This window comes from Arachidicoccus sp. (genome assembly GCF_050436765.1).
Lineage (GTDB): Bacteria > Bacteroidota > Bacteroidia > Chitinophagales > Chitinophagaceae > Arachidicoccus.
Map to the genome: position 1 here is coordinate 1 of NZ_JBNQGD010000259.1, position 16,969 is coordinate 16,969.

Here is a 16,969-nt window from a genome sequence, read left to right on the forward strand (position 1 = left end):
TTAGGAACACTCTGTTCGTTCTGCTGCTGTTTATTTTCTGTCAACACTTTATTTAAAGAAGCTAATTGTTGATAAGCCTCTTGCACTTTATTATGACTGATGGAACGGACATTGGGAACTGCGTTATTAGAAGGGGCATACGAGTCAGCACTAGGTAAAATGGCCCCATTCACGACAGACGCTTGCTGCGTCGCTTTAGCTTCCTTCGTCGCTTGTGTATAGAACTGTAACTTCGTTCAGTTGCTGTCTGCATTAGGTCTTGCCTGTGGCAAAGAAAGATTGGGCCCGTCTTGCTTGCTGGAATGGACGACTGTTTTTTGTTTACCAATGAAGCCCATTGACCAGAGGAGTAGGGTGATAAATGGAAGGACGATGATCGGAAGGGCTAAAAAGAATTTTCCTTTTCTTTTTAAGATTGCTCTTTCTGTTTCTTGTAGGGGATGTTGCATGTTATTTTTATTAAAAGTTGCTATTCAATTTATTTTTGAGCGTTAGTAAGCTGTCCATTAATCCGGGCCGCCGGGTGTGCAGACTATCCAGTAGCCTTTCGCCTGAAGCCGTAGCTTTCAGGCTGTCCAAAAAATTGTAAAGCAATGTATTTCGCTTCTGAGGTTGACTATGGTAACCCCCCTTAGTTATTTGGATATGCGCCGGAACAGTTATCTGCTTTAACGGCGGCATATCCTTTTTTGCCTGGTAAAATAGCAGATTAAGGCTGCTAAAGACTAAACAGAAGCCGAGCAATGCCATTCATTGTTTTTTGGTGGAAAGTCTGGAGAACTTCGTTTGGAGTCGGGCGGCAAAGGCTCTAAAATGCCTTTCAATGGCGACTTTTTGTGGGCCAAACAGATCAGCCCTCTCTTTTAAGGGAGCTCGTTTTGCTTTGAATATTTCAAGCATTATTTATCGGTTTAAGGTCTGCAAATCTTTATTTTCTTTGATCTCCCAACGCTCGATTAAAAACCCGTGTGCATTGTTCTCACTGCGTTCAACGAATCTTAAATAACCCTCGGTTATTAATTTTCGATAGGTGAGGCTAGTTGGTCTTGTCAGCTTTTCTGTCGCATAGCAAACAAAATGATAGGGGTAATAATTTAAATCCAGTTGAATACTGTCCACTACAATTGTCTGATTGATATTGCCGGAGATAATGCCGGCATAATAGTTTCCTTCCTGTAAATTTTTATACATTGTATTGGCTGTTCCATCCGCCAAATACAAGGCTTTGGAGATATTTGATTTGATGGCCGCTTCATCCGGTGACAGGGTGAAAAAATACCGGTGAAAAGTTTTGATATGATCTTTGGCTTCCACTGCGATATTATCGTCTCTAGTCGAAGCAAAGGCCTCTATGGCCTTGCCATTGGCCAATACATAGATCCTGTTTTGGGACAAGGAAGCCAATTGATAACTCTTGTGCAATACAAACAGGCAGAGGCCGATGCAACCAATGATGACCAGTGCTGTCGTTAATCGGATATACCTGAAAGCGGTATCTATATTTTTCATTTGCTGGAACATGACCTGATTTTTGAAAGATGGTATAAGGATTTTTCGGTGGGATTTTATTTTCTAGGATGGCTTTAGATGACCTGCGCCATGTATCAATCATTTTGCTTCCGAACTACGTACCTCGTATTTTATCTTTCATGTAATTACGGGAATTGTCTCCATTACTGAAACCGGAGCCTGATCCCTGCGCATCGGCTGAACCTCTTGAATTGTTGGCTATATTTCTAGCGCCGCCACCCATTTTGGATGTTACGGCTGATACTGCACCACCTACTGCGCCACCGGCAATAGCCGTCATTCTACTGGAATGGTTATCTATACCGCCGACATGCATAATATGCCCTGCTACGGTAGGGACGCTGAAGTAACCCACAATGCCGATAATCATAAAGATGAGATAGCCCATGTCGGTGGGGCTAAAGAAGGTGTCGCCGGAACTTTGAATTTGGGCAAGATCGATGCGCAGCATATTCTCTTGAATTTTTCCAATCATTGCTCCGAATATATTGGCGACGGGTAGCCATAGAAAAACGTTGATATACCTTGCCAGTCAGTTTCTGAGAGTGTCCTGAAAACCATCAAAAACACTTAGTCCAAAAACGAGTGGACCAAGAATAGCGAGAATAATCAGGTTAAAAGTCCGGATGGTGTTGATACATAATGCAGCGGCTGCGAAGAGTACTTGTAACACTTCACTCATCCACTCTTTAACGGAATTGCGAAAGTTATAAGAAGCCTTCGCCATGGCGAACTTGATGTCGTCGCCTATTCCATCCAGAAAACCGGCGCTTGAAGGATCTTCACCTGGATGTGTATATTTATACCAACGGTCTTGATCTCCGCTACCTGTTGAACCTACATACATTTGCCAGGCGTCTGTTTGTTGAATGGCGTTCTCTTTTGCTTTTAACAATGCGGCTACCGCATCGTCACTGTTATGTACCATTGCGGCCGTGCCGGAGACCGTTGGTTGCAACACACCATTGATAAGTGCGATGACAGAAGGGAATATCATAATGGCAAAGCCTATGACGAAAGGACGAAACAGTGGATAAAAATCGATGGGTTCAGCCCTGGCTATATGTCTTCATACCCTGGAAGCGATATACCAGAGTGCCGCGAATCCGGCAATACCGCTGGCAACGCCGATGAGTTGCGAGCATAGCGGCATCATTTCGTTATAGAGTTGATCTAAAACGCTATGTAAGCCCTGGATGTCTCCGGCAAGGCTGCTGTCTTGCGCCATCAATAGTTGTGGCGATAGGCAGCTCAGTAATAGCAAGACAGAAACGCTGATACTTTTTTTCATCCGTATATTTTTTGATTTTAATTGCCGGTTGGATCCTTTCTTAAACATCTTTTTGTTGAAAAATAGCTGTTGTGCCCGGTCCGATTTGTGGAAGCTTTAATTTTCGATAATCTTCTGCATGGTTTGTACATCCTTTTTTGTCTTTGCATATTGTAGGGCTAACACTGCACTATTGTTATCGAAGGAGCGCAAAAAGAGCATTTTGTCTTGCATTGATTGATAAATGTTATCGATAGCCGAAAGCCGCTCTTCATCTGACATTTGCAATTGACTGTCTGTGAGTACCGTGGTTAGATCGCCGATATTTTTTAAACTTTGATCCAATAAATTGTTATAGACGTTCCCTACATAAGCCAACTGATCGACATTGAATGTTCCGCCTGAGCCGAAGCGGTTATAGGCAGCTTTGTATTCTTTGATAATACGCAACTCGAAACCCACAATAGTTGCTATCTTCTGATATTTCTTTACGGCGGGGCTAACAGTCATTAAGCCATCCAAGAAAACTTTATGCAGATCGAAATCGCCTTTAGAAATATCCCGGATGGTTGAATAGCCTTGCATGACGACGCTATATCCCGTTTTCATATCTTTTAAGATTTGCTTGAATTGTTCCAACTTGGTGACATCTAATAGCAATTGCTGCACTTCCTGGCTTTGAGCTCGCGTTTTGGAAATAAATAAAAATAAAGTCAATAGCACACACGCAAAATATTTTTTCATCCGTCAATGATTAAGGTTGAATGGAATATAATTTTTCTAAGGACGACAAATGTTGCTGTTGCTGATTTCTGGAATCAATCAATAGGTTTGTCTGCTCATAAAAATGTTGTGCGAAGCAATAGCTGTCCTGCATCTTTATATACAAGGCATCGATGTCTCGCAACCTTTCCGCGTCTTGTAATACATACTGGTCGTTAGTGGTCAATTCTCTCAGCGTTGCCATATTGGCGGCACAGCTGGATGAGAGGCTATTTCAAACAAGTTGGATATATTTTTTTTCTTCCAAGTTGATATAGGAACTTAAAAGTGCATTTTGTGCATTTGTATAAATCTGTTTGATGGCTACCTGTAACCTTTGACAAGCTGCCGGTTTATCTGTTAATTTAGCCATGTCTTCTGCCGAATTTAGTCCGTCAAAATACTCTTTATCCAAACTGCATTTTCCACTTTTTATAGCACCTATCAGGCGCAAGCCACTTCCCACAATTGCATAGCCTTTCTTCGCTAACTGTGTGTAAGCCTCTAAGGCCGCAACTTGTTGTAATAAATATTTCTTCTGCGTCTGTTTTTGTTTAAAGAACTCCGCAAAGGTTTGGGCGGAGAGTTTTGTTGTACATCCCACGCATAAAGCGAGCGATAATAATAGCCATATTTTTTTCATTTTCTGCTAATTTTTAATAGGGAGCTTACCACCCGTTGCGAGCCATTTTTCGCGTGTCATTTTTCACCTTTTGTCCTTTAACTTATGATAGTGAATCTGTCATCATTACCAACCATATAGTTTCCCGACTAATTGTGCTTCATTTGCGGCTTTAGTACGCTGCATAGACAGCAGGCTATTTTGCGCGGTAAATCTTTGTAGGTCGTTGTAATTATTATCTACTTCGCCACTTACTTTATTGATGATAACTAGGCGTGCTGCATCATCCATCTGTGTAGTAAATGATTTTACGACCGATACGATTTCATTGATGTTGTCAATTGTCTTCTCTAGAATGCCGGAATATACACTGCTCATATAATCCAATTCCTGTGGCGTAAAGTTTCGATCGTTTTTAAGAAGCACTCATGACCTTTGGTAGCAGGATAAAATTGCCTTTTGTTTCTCCGTTATGTCTTTGATGCGATGATAATAGCTAATCGCTGCCTTTACCCGCCATAGCGCATTGTAATAACCAGTGTATAAATCTTTTTGTTTTTGCACCCACCCTGTAATTTCCTGGAGGTGCAATTGAGCGAAAGTATTCTCTAGTAGTTTCTGGGCATTTTGTAACCCGATGGTTTTGTTTTGTAGTCGTTGTACTTTTAAATCGAGGGCTTTAATCACTTTTTTAGCGAGCCCGGTTATCACACCTACACCAGGAACGGCTTGTGCGAAGGGCTTTTGTGGGGAAAGTGTCATATATAATATCGACAGGGCGATAATTATTTTCCTACCTGTTTTCATCTTCTTTATTTTTTTCTGCTTCAATAAGTGCCTTGATCCCTTTTTCTATACTGCCATATTTTTGACTGTACTGCTGTACTTTTAATTTTTCGGATTCTTCGGTGGAGTAGGCATAATACTCTTCTTTGGATACTTCCGTGCGATAGACTTTGCTGTGCGTGCCACCCAGACTGATAAATACTTCCTTATATTTTTTTGCAGGATCGTTGGCTTTGTTGACAGAGAGCACCAAGGCCTTTTCTTTTTCTGTGAGCCCCAAAAGCTCCTGTATCTGATCAAATTTGTTCTGATATTTGGACTGATCTAATAATATTTTGCAGTCACTGTTATTGATGATTGCTTGTTTGACAATGGGCGAGGAGATAATATCCTCTACCTCCTGCGTTACGACAATCGCTTCGCCAAAGAATTTGCGGACCGTTTTAAAGAGGTATTTGATATACTCTGCCATTCCTTCCCGGGCGATGGCTTTTCAGGCTTCTTCGATTAGAATAATTTTGCGAATACCTTTTAGCTTACGCATCTTGGAAATAAAGACTTCCATAATAATAATAGTCACCACCGGAAACAATATAGGATGGTCTTTGATATTGTCTAACTCAAATACGATAAAGCGTTCCTCGAGCAGATCCAAATTTTCCGTAGCGTTTAACAGGTAGTCGAACTCTCCGCCTTTGTAATAAGGCCGTAAGACGTAGAGAAAGTTTGACAGGTCAAAATCCTTTTGCTGTACGCCTTCTTTTTTTAAAAGCAGGGAGAAATCATTTTTTACATAGTCATAAAAACTATTAAAGCAAGCAAAGACGGGTTCCCTCTTTTTAGTTGTCCCATTTTTATTGAGTCCACTTTCTCGTTGCGGTTTTCTCTTTTCACTTTGTGCCAGAAAATCATAAAAGCCCTGCAATGCGTTGGAAAGCGCCACATATTCACTTCTGGTAAAAGGTTCATCATCTTTTTTCCATAATGCCAATAGTAATGTTTTGATACTTTCTTTTTTCTCCGTATCAGGTTGTTGCGTCGCAGCTAGATAAAAAGGATTGAAACGAATCGGATTCGTTTTTTCATAAGTAAAATAATAACCGCCCACCAAGTCACAGAGTCCCTTGTAACTATGACCTACATCTACCAGTACGATATGTGCGCCTTGTTCATAGTAGGTGCGGAGCATATGATTGGTAAAGAAAGATTTGCCACTGCCGGAAGGCCCTAGTATAAATTTATTACGGTTGGTAATAATGCCCTTGTTAATCGGTTCATCACTGAGGTCTACGTGAATTGGCTTACCTGTTAAACGATCTCCTAGCCGCATACCGACGGCACTGATGCTATCGCGGTAATTGGTTTCCAGGTTTAAGAAGCAACATGCTTGTTCCGCAAAACAATCGAAGCTGTCGTTGATCGGGAAATCAGCTTCATTGCCTGGTAATCCTGCCCAGAATATTTGTGGAGCGCCAACGCTTTCTTGTTTGCAGACGGCGTCTAACTGGGCCATCGCTGACGAGACCTTGTTTTTCAATTCTTTCTGTTCTTCCGGATGGTCCGCCCAGGCCATTACATTAAAATGGGCTTTGATCGGTAAGCGTTGTTCACTGATGGCTTCATTTAAAAACTCATTGGTTGCGTCTCTGGTGATGGCGTTCTGTCTGGAATAGGCTGCTAAAGATTGGAGGCGCAGCCTTTTACTTTCTAATGTCTTGATTGTTTTGGTTGCATTGTCAATGAAAAGATATTGATTATACAGATGGTTACAAGATAATAGTAATCCTAAAGGAGCGGCAAAACCGATGCTGAACTTTGTTTTGTCCGTACAGTATTTATCATAATTAATCCTGCTGCCACAAAAGGCAGGCAGGTCTTCTGCATCACTGAGTGTAAAACAGGGCATCTGATGGTCGCCGATGTAGATTTGTTCTTTAAAAGCAATGTCGCTGATCACTTTCGCAGAGGCATCTGTTTTTAGATTTAAATAACGCTCCAGTAAGCCAACACTATATTTGCTACTGGATATGTCGGATGCTTTTAATGGTTGAAGTTGCAATAGCCCGCTGTCTTCTAATAGCTGCTTAAACTGCCCCGCGCAATCCATAAAATCTTGTACAATTTGCCCTGAAATTGTTTGGGCAGGAACAATTGTTTTTTTGATTAAAGAAGAGAATAGGGTGGTAGCGGGCTTTTTCTCATCCGGTTTTTTCGTCAGCATTATATAACAATGATGGTCTAGATAGGGCCTTTCATTAAAAAAGCGTTCACTGCTTCTGCTTAAAAAACTTTCGTGTTCTTTTTGAAAATCTCCTTGATAGGCATCCTTGGTAAACCAGTCTTGTTTGTGAAAAATGCAATGTTTGGGTAGTACCCGGATTGCTTTAATAAAAGCTTGGTGGAGGTGCTCATAGCCTTCATTAGACAGGGTAAAGATCTCCGGTAAGCTGACAGCAAATAGGGTAGTGATGTCTCCTTGCTTGGAAAGAATACAGTCATGTTCTACGCCCATTATCGGAAATAAGTCTTTCAGATTTTTTTCCATTTCTTTGGTATTTTCTATTTATTTAATCTTCTAGAAGAAAGAATACTTGACGGCTGTTGTTTTTAATCGCGGTGGGTAATGCCTTTTTCGCCAACTGTTTCATCATGCCGTATTGCCCGTATTGGCGACTCATCTTATATATATTAGCTGTCAAAATAGCGCCTGCTGATAAGATCATGGCGATACAGAGATACGCGTTGATGCCTAGAATATAGAGCAGTGCAAATACGACAAGTAAGGCCACCAGCCCTGCGCCTAAGAACCATATATACTGCGCCTTAAGACCTTTAAATTCTATGCTTTTATTCACGCCCTTATTTAGGACATATACACTACCATTCATGATTTTTACTAGTTGGAAAGATGAAATAATAATTTTTATATGAGGTGCCGTAGAACCGGGAGATCTTTAGCTTTTTTTGGTAGCCCATTTGACTTTCATATAGTGCTTGATGCCTTGACGGATGACCTCTCTTAATAATACATCCTCTTCGTTATCTTCATTAAAATCGAAGCTTTCGAACCCGTCTTCGCACCAATCAATCAACTGAATGATTTCATAGGTAAGTGTACCGGCTTCTTTCATCTGGTTATAATCCTCGTAAAATTTGTCTTTTAGGAGTCTGCGAATGTATTTGAACTTAGAAGGCCGCAGAGAAGCGGTCATTTCCACAATGCACAATTGCTCTATCACATATTCAGGACAGCCTTCTGTCGTCATTCTTTTAAGTAGCGGCTGAATCTCTTTTATTTTCTTCTCTAAATAGGATTGGAGACTACAGTGGGATCGCAATTTGATAAATAAATCGGGATTATGATAGGTAATGTAAGTGCGTAGTTCTTCTATTAATTTTTGTTCCATATTATTATTGTCTACAGGATGAGTGATTGTTTTTCTTCCATAAGTTAGTGGAAGTGATCCCGTGGATAGGGGTCATCGCCCTAGCTTTTATGCCCTATAGGGATTGAAATGATGCTGGTGGCCCGGCATAAATAGGGCGTCTGCCGGTCAGCATTGTGCGTAATCGTAGTGGGGCTACACGCCAAAGAAGCTTTTGATAATCGTGGCTACCACCACTAGGAAAATACAGCTGCCAAACCATGCAGCTGCGACCTTGCCCGTATCCGGGTCTCCACTGTTTCATTTCTGATAAACCTTCACTGCGCCAATCAATCCCAGCAATGCTCCGATAGCATACATTAAATTAGTACCGGAATCAAAATAACTTCTTACGGCTTGATTGGCTTGATTTATGCCTGCATTGCCATCCTGCGCATATAGCGCCGATTGTATAAATAAGAGTTGTGTCATTACAAGCAATTGCAGATGACGACTGTTGTTGCTTTTAAAAATGCTGCTATCTTTTCTTTTCATAGATGTATAGTAAATGGGTTAAAAATTTTGTAAGTCATTGCTTTCTAGGATGCCCTGTATTGGGGAAGGGTTAGCGAATAAACGCTCTTCTAAGCCGCTTATGGCGTATCGTTAGCGTGCTATGTGACTTCGGCGCTGCGTGCTATTTTTCTTGATCTGTATTTGCCGGATTAGGGCTGTTTTTTTGCAGCGGGAAAAAACGTAAAAATACGTATGTGTAATAGAGAATAAGTAATAAGAAAACTGTTACGCTATATTGCGTCCAGCTAATTGAATGTGACATGGCTTATTTTTTTGAGTTTGAGAAAATCGAAGACGGAAAGTCTTTACTTCTGAATGGCAAAGCAAAGTTGCTTCGAAAAATAGCGTCTTGTCGACACTTCGATGTAAGCAGTGAGCAGTTTTGAGGTTAAAGTTTTTTTAAGCATTGAGACAGGCGTGAAAAAAAAGACGCCTCCTTTATTAGGGCTATAACCGCTATAAATAATGCAAGACGAGGTGCATGTACATTCATTAAATACCGCGTAAGAAAATAAACGCGAGCATTCATTTGTGGATCGTAACATTAGCAAAAAGAAGTCTTATCGTTACAGTCACCACATCAAAAGATTCCCCATAAAATCCGCCCTTAGTCATTTTATCCAGTTTTATATTTTCGGCCATCGTCGGTTTTCTTTTTCTGTTTCTTTTTGATAAGTGTATAATAGAAAATAGCTTCGACTCTTTTGCATTTTATTCTTAATGCAGTAACTTGGCGTTCTATATTTTTAAAATTAAATCCAAACACCATGTCCAGCCGTACCATTGAATTAGAAATAGCGAAAAAACAAGTCGCCAATTGGCGTAAATATTATGCAGAGACCTATAATGCTTATCCTGAAAAGGAAGGACAAGTAAAAAGAAAAATGGAACCGAACGGTGAGGATACTTATCGTGGATTCTGGGTTTCTTTTAAAGACTTAGTAGAACTGAAGGAGATGATGGAGAAAATAAATGTTGATGAGCACTCGGCTAATAGTCAAGCAGGTATCCGAATATATTTGGCAAACAAAAAAGAACAGCCGGGTGATACTACCAGTAGTGATATGCATGTGCTGATCGTTCCTGTAGATGCCAGTGGAAAAGACGTACTTGAGTTACCGATAAATGCTAATAATGAATCATCATCGGGAAGTACAATTCTTGATTTTAGTTCTCCCTGTCCAGAAAATTGTGATAAAAGTAGCGCATTATTTTAAGCGCATTGCGCTGCATAATTTTAATTTATACGCATGCCTTCCCTATATATGGCTGTAATAGCGCCAAGTGTAATTATAGTGCCCCTTGCCGTTGCTATTTTTAAATACGCATACTGGAAAAATTCTCTTGCCGAAAAGATCGCCTTTGCTTACCTTATCTTTTCGGCATTTTTCAATATTGTGGCCTCGGTTACCACTTATATGCATATCAATAATTTGCCGTTATTGCACCTTTATACGGTATTGGAGTTTTGGATAGTATGCATTTTTTTTAGAAATATTTTTTACGCAAAACCTTTGCGTAAGTTGCTATTTTTTTTACCATTGGCCTTTTCTGTTTTTTCCGTACTGTATATAATATGGGCACATAATTTATTTGGATTTAATTCCTTATCACGTTTTCTCGAAAGTATGATGATTGTTGGCTTCTGCATCTATTTTCTTTATTTGGACTTTAGTAATATCGTGTCAAGTCAGTCGATGTTTAATTTTTCGATTGTCGTGGGGCTTATGCTTTATTTTTCCAGTGCTTCTGTTTTATTTGGTTTGTCTAATGCTATACTGAAGAACCGGGTATTAAATATTTTAATTTGGAATATTCATGCGACAATTATGCTTATTATGTATCTCATTTTTGCATGGGCATTTTTACGTTTAAAAAAGACATCATGAACATTTATATTTATGTCATTGTAGGCATGTTCGCTTCCTTTTTATTGTGTATAGCCACGATACTTTTTTATTTGAAATACAAGAAGAATATTTTGCAGAAGCAATATCAGTTAAAAGCCGCCGAACTGCAATACCAGAAAGATCTACTCAAAGCCATTATCAATTCGCAGGAAGACGAAAGAAAACGCATTGGGATGGATCTGCACGATGAGGTCGGATCCACGTTATCTTCTTTACGGTTGTTGGTAGACACAGTTTTTGATGAAAAAAAAGAGAATGACTTATCTGCAGCCTATAGCCGGAAATTTAAAAATACGATTGATGATGTTGTGTTTAAAGTGCGTAATATCTCCCACAATCTTTCTCCGATTCTTAGCGGTGCGTATGAGTTTTATGACGCGGTACTCGATTTTTGTGACGATATTAATCATGCTGGCAAAATTGAAATCCACACTTCCATTCAAGAAAATGCAGAAAATATACAACTGGAGCATTTTACTAAATTAAGTTTGTACCGGGTAATTGCGGAATTGATAAATAATACCATAAAGCACGCAGAAGCCCAAAATATTACGATCGATTTTTCGCTGGTCAATAATGAATATAAAATTGAATATAAAGATGATGGCAAAGGATTGCTGGTCAATGAAAAGACAATCAGAAAAGGCATCGGGTTTAAAAATATGGAAAGCAGATTGGATAGCATTGACGCAAAATATAGTATGGAAAGTCGGCTAACAACGGGCTTTCAGATGAATATTTATTTACCGGTAAAGAATTAAAAACAGCATGGAACGAATAAAAATAGCCCTAATTGATGACCAGCAATTGTTCAGGCAGGGATTAGCCTTGTTGATCAATTCCATTCCCGAATTCGAATTGCTATTTGAGGCAAGCAATGGCGAAGATTTTCTTCAAACAATAAAGCATCAAGCGTATCCGCAAATTGTTTTGCTGGATATGGAAATGCCGGTAATGAATGGAATAGAATTAAACAAACAATTACATGAACAATACCCTTCTATTAAAGTAATTATACTTTCTGTACACGATAAACAGCGGCTCATTACACACATGATACAAGCCGGGGCCTGCGGATATCTCTTAAAAAATTGCGATAAAGAGGAGTTGATTGCAGCTATCAAAATGGTGCATCATAGTGGTTTTTACTTGAATGAACAGGTACTGAAAGTGATGCAAAACGCTTCTGTGCGAAAACAGGAAATAAAAAGTATCGATGGCATTTCCATAGATCTATCATCCAGAGAAAGGGAAATATTAGAACTCATCTGCCGGGAATATAATAATGCAGAAATCGGAGAAAAATTATTTATAAGCCCACGCACCGTAGAAGGGCACCGCAATAACCTTCTGGCAAAATCCGGTTGTCGCAATACGGCCGGTTTGGTTTTATTCGCCGTAAAATCCCACATTTATAATGTTATTAGTTAACTAACTAAGTCTTTCTTCCCCCCTTCTTATAGGTATAAATACCTGTTTTTATAAACGGGTATTTATACGCTATTATTTGTCTTATATCGGGTGCATTTTTGTGTTGTCAAAAGAAGCTTCAAAATTGACAAACAGGGATGCCGAAAACTGAATAGAGTAGGCAAAGAAATTAAAATATAAAATCATGGCAACAGTAACCGTAATGGACAAATTTTCTCCATCCAAAAATGGCCCCGGTCACTTCAGTGCAAAAACAGCTCTTGACGAGATTAATCAAAATAGGAATAATTGGAACGTAACAATGGTCTGGAATGAAAAGGAAACCGTTTATACATCCGCCTTTGCCTCTAAAACTGATCTGAAAGCCGAGGTAAGGAAACATTTTTCAGAACATTTTGAAGTCCTCTAAACTTCTTTTTATCAAAAACGGAGATGCCGAAAACCGGGTAGAGTAGGCAATAAATTTAAAATTAAAAATCATGGCATGTAAAACTGCGTCTGTACAGCGCGTCGCTGATAAAACGAGTAAAGCTAAAGAGCAAATTGATAAACTTCAGCAAATGATTGAAAGTCAAGAAGCGGACAATAAAGCAAAGTTCTTCGCGCAAATCAAGGCTCATTTGTCGGATGCGAATATAACTGATGAAAGGCAAATAGACTATAACTCCAATGTCAAAACGGAATACACAAGTGAATTTAGTTTAGAGAAGATATCAAAGGTTGTAATCGCTTCGCTTCATGCAGCTAAGGCAGCAACGGATCCAGCGATTACCAATCCTGCTACAAGTCCGGCTGCAATTGATGCTTATGTTGACATAGTCAACACCGTGGCCGAAGCAGCAAAGTCTTCCTCTACAGCGGCTGCGAGTCTGTCCTTCTCTATGAATCGTTTATCTCCAGGCATGTTTGTATTCCTTTATGCATCATCACTAAATATTCAAGACGATGAAACTTTTGGTAAAGAGGCTGTTACAACTACTGCCATTTATTACAGAATGGTGCAAAGCATTCAGGATTTAAAATTGCAGGGTGCCTTTGATGCGGCAAGAATAGAAGTTACCCTGAATGTAGATAGTTACAAAAAATTTAAACTGCTTCAAGTTGCTCTTATAGATGATTTAAGCAATGAAAAAATAGATTTGGATCAATACATAATAAAAGACAAATTCTATGGGGATAAAGCCAAAGAATTAAAGGCTAAAATAGACGCCGTTGCCGTTAGTCATACTAAGTTGTTGGCAAAAGGTAACAATGAAGCTTCGGATGTAAATCAGAAATTGATTCATTCTGCTATCATTAAACTATCATCTATGGGCGATAGCTATAAGACTATTATACGGAAAGTTGAAGATCGTATTACAAATGGCTACTTTTAATTTGCACATCCATTCATAGTTTCTATTTTTCAACCTGGATCAATCCTCGAATGGATTGATCCAGGTTGTTCTGCGTGTGCCGTACATGTGGGTTTACTAAGAGTCGTCTGTGGGGGGGGTAATCGTCAGCCACTAGTTGAGAGCAAGGGTGTCCATCGTGAGGTGGAATCTGAGGGAAGCTTAAGACAAAATTCTGCTCCGAGGGACACGAATCATATCAGGCACAATCACTGTGGGTAAGGTTGCTCAACAAACTGAAGCCCCAAGATTACACGGACAGTGTAGTATAAATATGGCGCAGACAGGGGAGGAAAGTAAACATTGACTTACCACGGGAGATCTCTCAGACGTACGGATGTAGATACTCGAAAGTACGGCTAACAATCGCGGAGAGAAGTCAGCCGAGGTCATAGTAGCAGGGACAAGAGCTTGTTGCCATCATATCAACTGCTTCGTTGTTTGTCTATGGTAAACTTTGGCTTGCGCATGCTTCCACAAATGTAATATGAAATAGTATCCAGGATTTTAATTAAATGACCTTCTGAATGCTAAAGGAGATAAATTTGTTTTGGATTTGAATAGTTTACTAAAAGATTGAGAATGTTCGAATCCCAATTCGTAAGCGACTTCGCTGACAGTCAAATTTGTAGTAGATAATCTTTCCTTCGCTTTTTCAATAAGTTTATAGTGTATGTGCTGTTGTGCATTTTGGCCCGTAAGTGAACGAAGCATATCACTCAGGTAGCTGGGGGATATATTTAAATTTTCTGAAAGAAATTGAACAGTGGGTATTCCTTGATCTAAAGATCTTTCGCTCGTAAAGTAGTCTTCCAGAATATCTTCCATTCTTTGAAGAAGATCATTATTTACAGCTTTACGGGTAATGAATTGACGTTTGTAAAAACGGTTGGTATAATTGAGTAATAGCTCAATTTGAGCAACAACGACATCTTGACTAAAATCATCAATTCTGCTGTTTAACTCGGATTCGATCATTTTAAAAATAGCAATAATGGTTGCTTTTTCATCTTCGGCCAGATGTAGTGTTTCGTTAGTTGCATAAGAAAAAAAGCCGTATTGTTTAATCGTCTTAGACAAAGGATAACCTAAAAAGAAATCAGGATGAATGAGTAAAGTATATTCGGAACAAACATTTGTCTCGTTATTATTACCACCAACAATTTGACCCGGAGACGCTAATAGTAAACCCCCTTCGTCAAAATCATAATAGCCTTGCCCATACTTTAATTTACCGCTCAGTTTCGGCTTAAAAGAAATTTTATAAAAACTCAAGACATGGCTTTGAGAAAAACTGTTTGGTACGCCTTGACTCTGTGAGCCATTGATAATACCAATCAAAGGATGCTTAGGATTAGGCAATCCGAAGACCTTATAAGCATCTGATAGGGAGGTAAATTTATAAGGCGTATTATTATCTTCTTTTTTCATCTTTCGTTTTTAAGGAAAATGATAACCGATTAGTTTTTTACTATCGGTTATCATTATTACTGTGACAAAAATCATTCCTGATCTCCCGACTTACATTGGTTTACCTTGAGCCGAATTAGAAACTTCTTCCCATGCTTCCCATGTTGACAGTCTGTCCGCGTAAGCAGCACGTACCCAAGGCAGATTATAACTGCCAAGATTAAACCTTAGTGGCGGATTTGGCGTATCGATGATTTGGAAGATTGCCTGCGGGGTTGCAGCTGGATCACCTTTCTGACTGTGTTGTAAACGTTCGGTGAATTGCTTTTTAAAATCATCATAGATGTCTAGTTTCTTGGCAAATTTTAGAGAATTTTGGCTGCCAAATTCAGTGGCATAGGCCCCTGGTTCTATAATAGTTACTTTAATGCCAAAGGGCTTAACTTCCGCAGCCAGGCTTTCGTGAATAGCTTCGAAAGCCCACTTTGACGAACAGTAATAACCAATCACAGGCATTGTTACGTGACCTAGTCCGCTTGATGTGCCTAGTATATGACCTCCGCCTTGCTTGCGCAACAGTGGTAACGCTGCCTGAATAACGGAAATTGTACCAAAAATATTGGTATCATACATGGCTCTTACCTCCCCTGCATCGGCTTCTTCAATTGTTCCCACCAATGAATAGCCGGCATTATTGAGTACAATATCCAGCCTTCCAAAATGTTCGTGTGCTTTTGCAACTACTTCCTTCACTTGTTCCGGTTTCGTTACGTCAAGTGCGAGGGTTAATACGTTTTCGCCGTACTTTTCCTTAAAGTCTGCAATGCTGGATAAATTGCGTGCGGTAACGGCAACCTTATCCCCACGCTTTAGTGCGGCTTCTGCCCAAACGCGCCCAAAGCCTCGGGAAGCACCAGTAATGAACCAAATTTTATTAGGGTTGTTCATTGCTGAACTTACCCCAGCAATATCATTTTGCTGCGCCATAATTATTTGTTTTAATTTTAGAACACGAAGGTCAGTTGGCAGATTTGTTTGCTTGTAGCCAAATGAGGGTATTATGTAGTCAAATTGAGAAATTTGAATATAATGTGCAATGAGGTGCTTCTATTTGGTGCCTGACGGGAAACGCTGTGGTGCTTTGCAATTAAATTGCAGTTGGACTTTATGGCTTATTGCCCAGATCAATAATAATTTACAGGAGATTTAAAACGAATGGAGGGGAAAGCGCCTCGGTTCCGTATTATTGTAAATAACGATTTACCGTAATCCAGGAACTCTTTCATTTTTCTTTGGGACTTTCTTTTTAAAGAAGAAAAGAACATTAAATGTTGATTTTTTATCGTTTCCATTCGCACACTTCTTAAGGATAAAATTAAATTTTTAGTGGGTAACAAAGAAACATTAAAAAATATAAAAAACTGATAAACACTTTATTAAAGAAGTTAACTATAATTTTTATTGAACAATATTTTAGTGGTCGTATTTTCCCGAGAATCTCTTTTCTCTGATTTTTCTTTCGTTTACTAAAAAATTGGAAAACGGAAGTAAGCTTTTATTTACGACCGTTTGGCCTGTTTTTATGCTTTGACGTTTTTTGCCGAAAATTTATTTTAAAGTTTTCAGGAAAAAGCTGTATCGGTTGAATACTAAGCTTTTATAAAGATTATCAAAAAAGTAAGGTAACGATTTAGTAACGGTGCTTATCCCTTTTCTTTTCAACGTGTTTCCGTAAGCTCTCAACAAATATAAAAAATGAGCCAGAAATTATATTCAGCTTTTTTAACTAAATGATGTTTACTTATTTTAAAAAAGACGGCGTTAAATGCCGTCTTTTTTATTTTTCATAAACCTAAAAGTTTGCGTATATTTGTCATAACGGTGATAAATGCCGTTATAATTAAGATATGTAA

22 protein-coding genes and 1 pseudogene are annotated in these 16,969 nt (G+C 39.2%); 5 read left to right on the forward strand and 18 right to left on the reverse strand.

Features of this window, described 5'->3' with window-relative positions:
• Nucleotides 1–236 precede the first annotated feature (236 nt).
• The 16 genes and pseudogenes from ACQR30_RS11325 to ACQR30_RS11400 all read right to left on the reverse strand — a co-directional run bounded on the left by ACQR30_RS11325 (nt 237) and on the right by ACQR30_RS11400 (nt 8,890).
• Nucleotides 237–449, reverse strand: a complete 213-nt coding sequence (locus ACQR30_RS11325) for a hypothetical protein (RefSeq protein WP_429735123.1) — start codon at nt 447–449, stop codon at nt 237–239.
• A gap of 10 nt (nt 450–459) precedes the next feature.
• Nucleotides 460–750 (reverse strand): hypothetical protein, encoded by a 291-nt coding sequence (locus tag ACQR30_RS11330; RefSeq protein ID WP_429735125.1) that lies wholly within the window; start codon nt 748–750, stop codon nt 460–462.
• Between the two features lie 153 nt (nt 751–903).
• Nucleotides 904–1,521, reverse strand: a complete 618-nt coding sequence (gene traK / locus ACQR30_RS11335; RefSeq protein WP_429735127.1) for a conjugative transposon protein TraK — start codon at nt 1,519–1,521, stop codon at nt 904–906.
• A gap of 103 nt (nt 1,522–1,624) precedes the next feature.
• Nucleotides 1,625–2,005, reverse strand: coding sequence for a hypothetical protein (locus ACQR30_RS11340; RefSeq protein WP_429735129.1), 381 nt, complete (start codon nt 2,003–2,005; stop codon nt 1,625–1,627).
• A gap of 57 nt (nt 2,006–2,062) precedes the next feature.
• Complete coding sequence (locus ACQR30_RS11345; RefSeq protein ID WP_429735131.1) at nt 2,063–2,527, reverse strand: hypothetical protein; 465 nt, start codon at nt 2,525–2,527, stop codon at nt 2,063–2,065.
• 72 nt (nt 2,528–2,599) lie between these two features.
• Nucleotides 2,600–2,869 carry a hypothetical protein gene (locus ACQR30_RS11350; protein ID WP_429735133.1) on the reverse strand — a complete coding sequence of 90 codons (270 nt, stop codon included), beginning with the start codon at nt 2,867–2,869 and terminating at the stop codon, nt 2,600–2,602.
• 48 nt (nt 2,870–2,917) lie between these two features.
• A complete protein-coding gene (locus ACQR30_RS11355; RefSeq protein WP_429735135.1) occupies nt 2,918–3,544 on the reverse strand; it encodes a TerB family tellurite resistance protein in 627 nt (208 codons plus the stop codon).
• A gap of 10 nt (nt 3,545–3,554) precedes the next feature.
• A complete protein-coding gene (locus ACQR30_RS11360; RefSeq protein WP_429735137.1) occupies nt 3,555–3,767 on the reverse strand; it encodes a hypothetical protein in 213 nt (70 codons plus the stop codon).
• 30 nt (nt 3,768–3,797) lie between these two features.
• Nucleotides 3,798–4,205, reverse strand: a complete 408-nt coding sequence (locus tag ACQR30_RS11365) for a hypothetical protein (protein ID WP_429735139.1) — start codon at nt 4,203–4,205, stop codon at nt 3,798–3,800.
• A gap of 105 nt (nt 4,206–4,310) precedes the next feature.
• Nucleotides 4,311–4,610 (reverse strand): hypothetical protein, encoded by a 300-nt coding sequence (locus tag ACQR30_RS11370; protein ID WP_429735141.1) that lies wholly within the window; start codon nt 4,608–4,610, stop codon nt 4,311–4,313.
• Nucleotides 4,611–4,991: a hypothetical protein gene (locus tag ACQR30_RS11375; RefSeq protein ID WP_429735143.1), complete on the reverse strand. Its 381-nt coding sequence runs from the start codon at nt 4,989–4,991 to the stop codon at nt 4,611–4,613.
• A pseudogene (locus ACQR30_RS11380) lies at nt 4,978–7,515 on the reverse strand (TraG family conjugative transposon ATPase). The gene ACQR30_RS11375 and the pseudogene ACQR30_RS11380 overlap by 14 nt, the downstream one beginning before the upstream one ends.
• 22 nt (nt 7,516–7,537) lie before the next feature.
• A complete protein-coding gene (locus tag ACQR30_RS11385; protein ID WP_429735145.1) occupies nt 7,538–7,858 on the reverse strand; it encodes a DUF4133 domain-containing protein in 321 nt (106 codons plus the stop codon).
• 66 nt (nt 7,859–7,924) lie between these two features.
• Nucleotides 7,925–8,377, reverse strand: coding sequence for a hypothetical protein (locus tag ACQR30_RS11390; RefSeq protein WP_429735148.1), 453 nt, complete (start codon nt 8,375–8,377; stop codon nt 7,925–7,927).
• A 94-nt stretch (nt 8,378–8,471) separates the two neighbouring features.
• Nucleotides 8,472–8,660: a hypothetical protein gene (locus tag ACQR30_RS11395; RefSeq protein ID WP_429735150.1), complete on the reverse strand. Its 189-nt coding sequence runs from the start codon at nt 8,658–8,660 to the stop codon at nt 8,472–8,474.
• Complete coding sequence (locus ACQR30_RS11400; RefSeq protein ID WP_429735152.1) at nt 8,657–8,890, reverse strand: DUF4134 family protein; 234 nt, start codon at nt 8,888–8,890, stop codon at nt 8,657–8,659. The genes ACQR30_RS11395 and ACQR30_RS11400 overlap by 4 nt, the downstream gene beginning before the upstream one ends.
• Before the next feature lie 788 nt (nt 8,891–9,678).
• On the opposite strand from ACQR30_RS11400, the gene ACQR30_RS11405 reads away from it, so the two are divergent.
• The 5 genes from ACQR30_RS11405 (at nt 9,679) to ACQR30_RS11425 (ending at nt 13,628) form a co-directional block, all read left to right on the forward strand.
• Nucleotides 9,679–10,128, forward strand: a complete 450-nt coding sequence (locus ACQR30_RS11405; protein ID WP_429735154.1) for a hypothetical protein — start codon at nt 9,679–9,681, stop codon at nt 10,126–10,128.
• A gap of 668 nt (nt 10,129–10,796) precedes the next feature.
• Entirely contained in the window at nt 10,797–11,582 is a 786-nt protein-coding gene (locus ACQR30_RS11410; protein ID WP_429735157.1) for a sensor histidine kinase, read from the forward strand.
• Nucleotides 11,583–11,589: 7 nt separating this feature from the next.
• Nucleotides 11,590–12,252, forward strand: a complete 663-nt coding sequence (locus ACQR30_RS11415) for a response regulator transcription factor (RefSeq protein WP_429735159.1) — start codon at nt 11,590–11,592, stop codon at nt 12,250–12,252.
• A 184-nt stretch (nt 12,253–12,436) separates the two neighbouring features.
• Nucleotides 12,437–12,661 carry a hypothetical protein gene (locus ACQR30_RS11420; RefSeq protein ID WP_429735161.1) on the forward strand — a complete coding sequence of 75 codons (225 nt, stop codon included), beginning with the start codon at nt 12,437–12,439 and terminating at the stop codon, nt 12,659–12,661.
• Nucleotides 12,662–12,731: 70 nt separating this feature from the next.
• The gene (locus ACQR30_RS11425) at nt 12,732–13,628 is read left to right on the forward strand and encodes a hypothetical protein (RefSeq protein WP_429735163.1); all 897 of its coding nucleotides are present in this window, start codon (nt 12,732–12,734) and stop codon (nt 13,626–13,628) included.
• Between the two features lie 525 nt (nt 13,629–14,153).
• Here the strand turns inward: ACQR30_RS11425 and ACQR30_RS11430 are convergent.
• A complete protein-coding gene (locus ACQR30_RS11430; RefSeq protein WP_429735165.1) occupies nt 14,154–15,077 on the reverse strand; it encodes a helix-turn-helix domain-containing protein in 924 nt (307 codons plus the stop codon).
• A 90-nt stretch (nt 15,078–15,167) separates the two neighbouring features.
• Nucleotides 15,168–16,043, reverse strand: a complete 876-nt coding sequence (locus ACQR30_RS11435) for an SDR family NAD(P)-dependent oxidoreductase (protein WP_429735167.1) — start codon at nt 16,041–16,043, stop codon at nt 15,168–15,170.
• Nucleotides 16,044–16,969 lie beyond the last annotated feature (926 nt).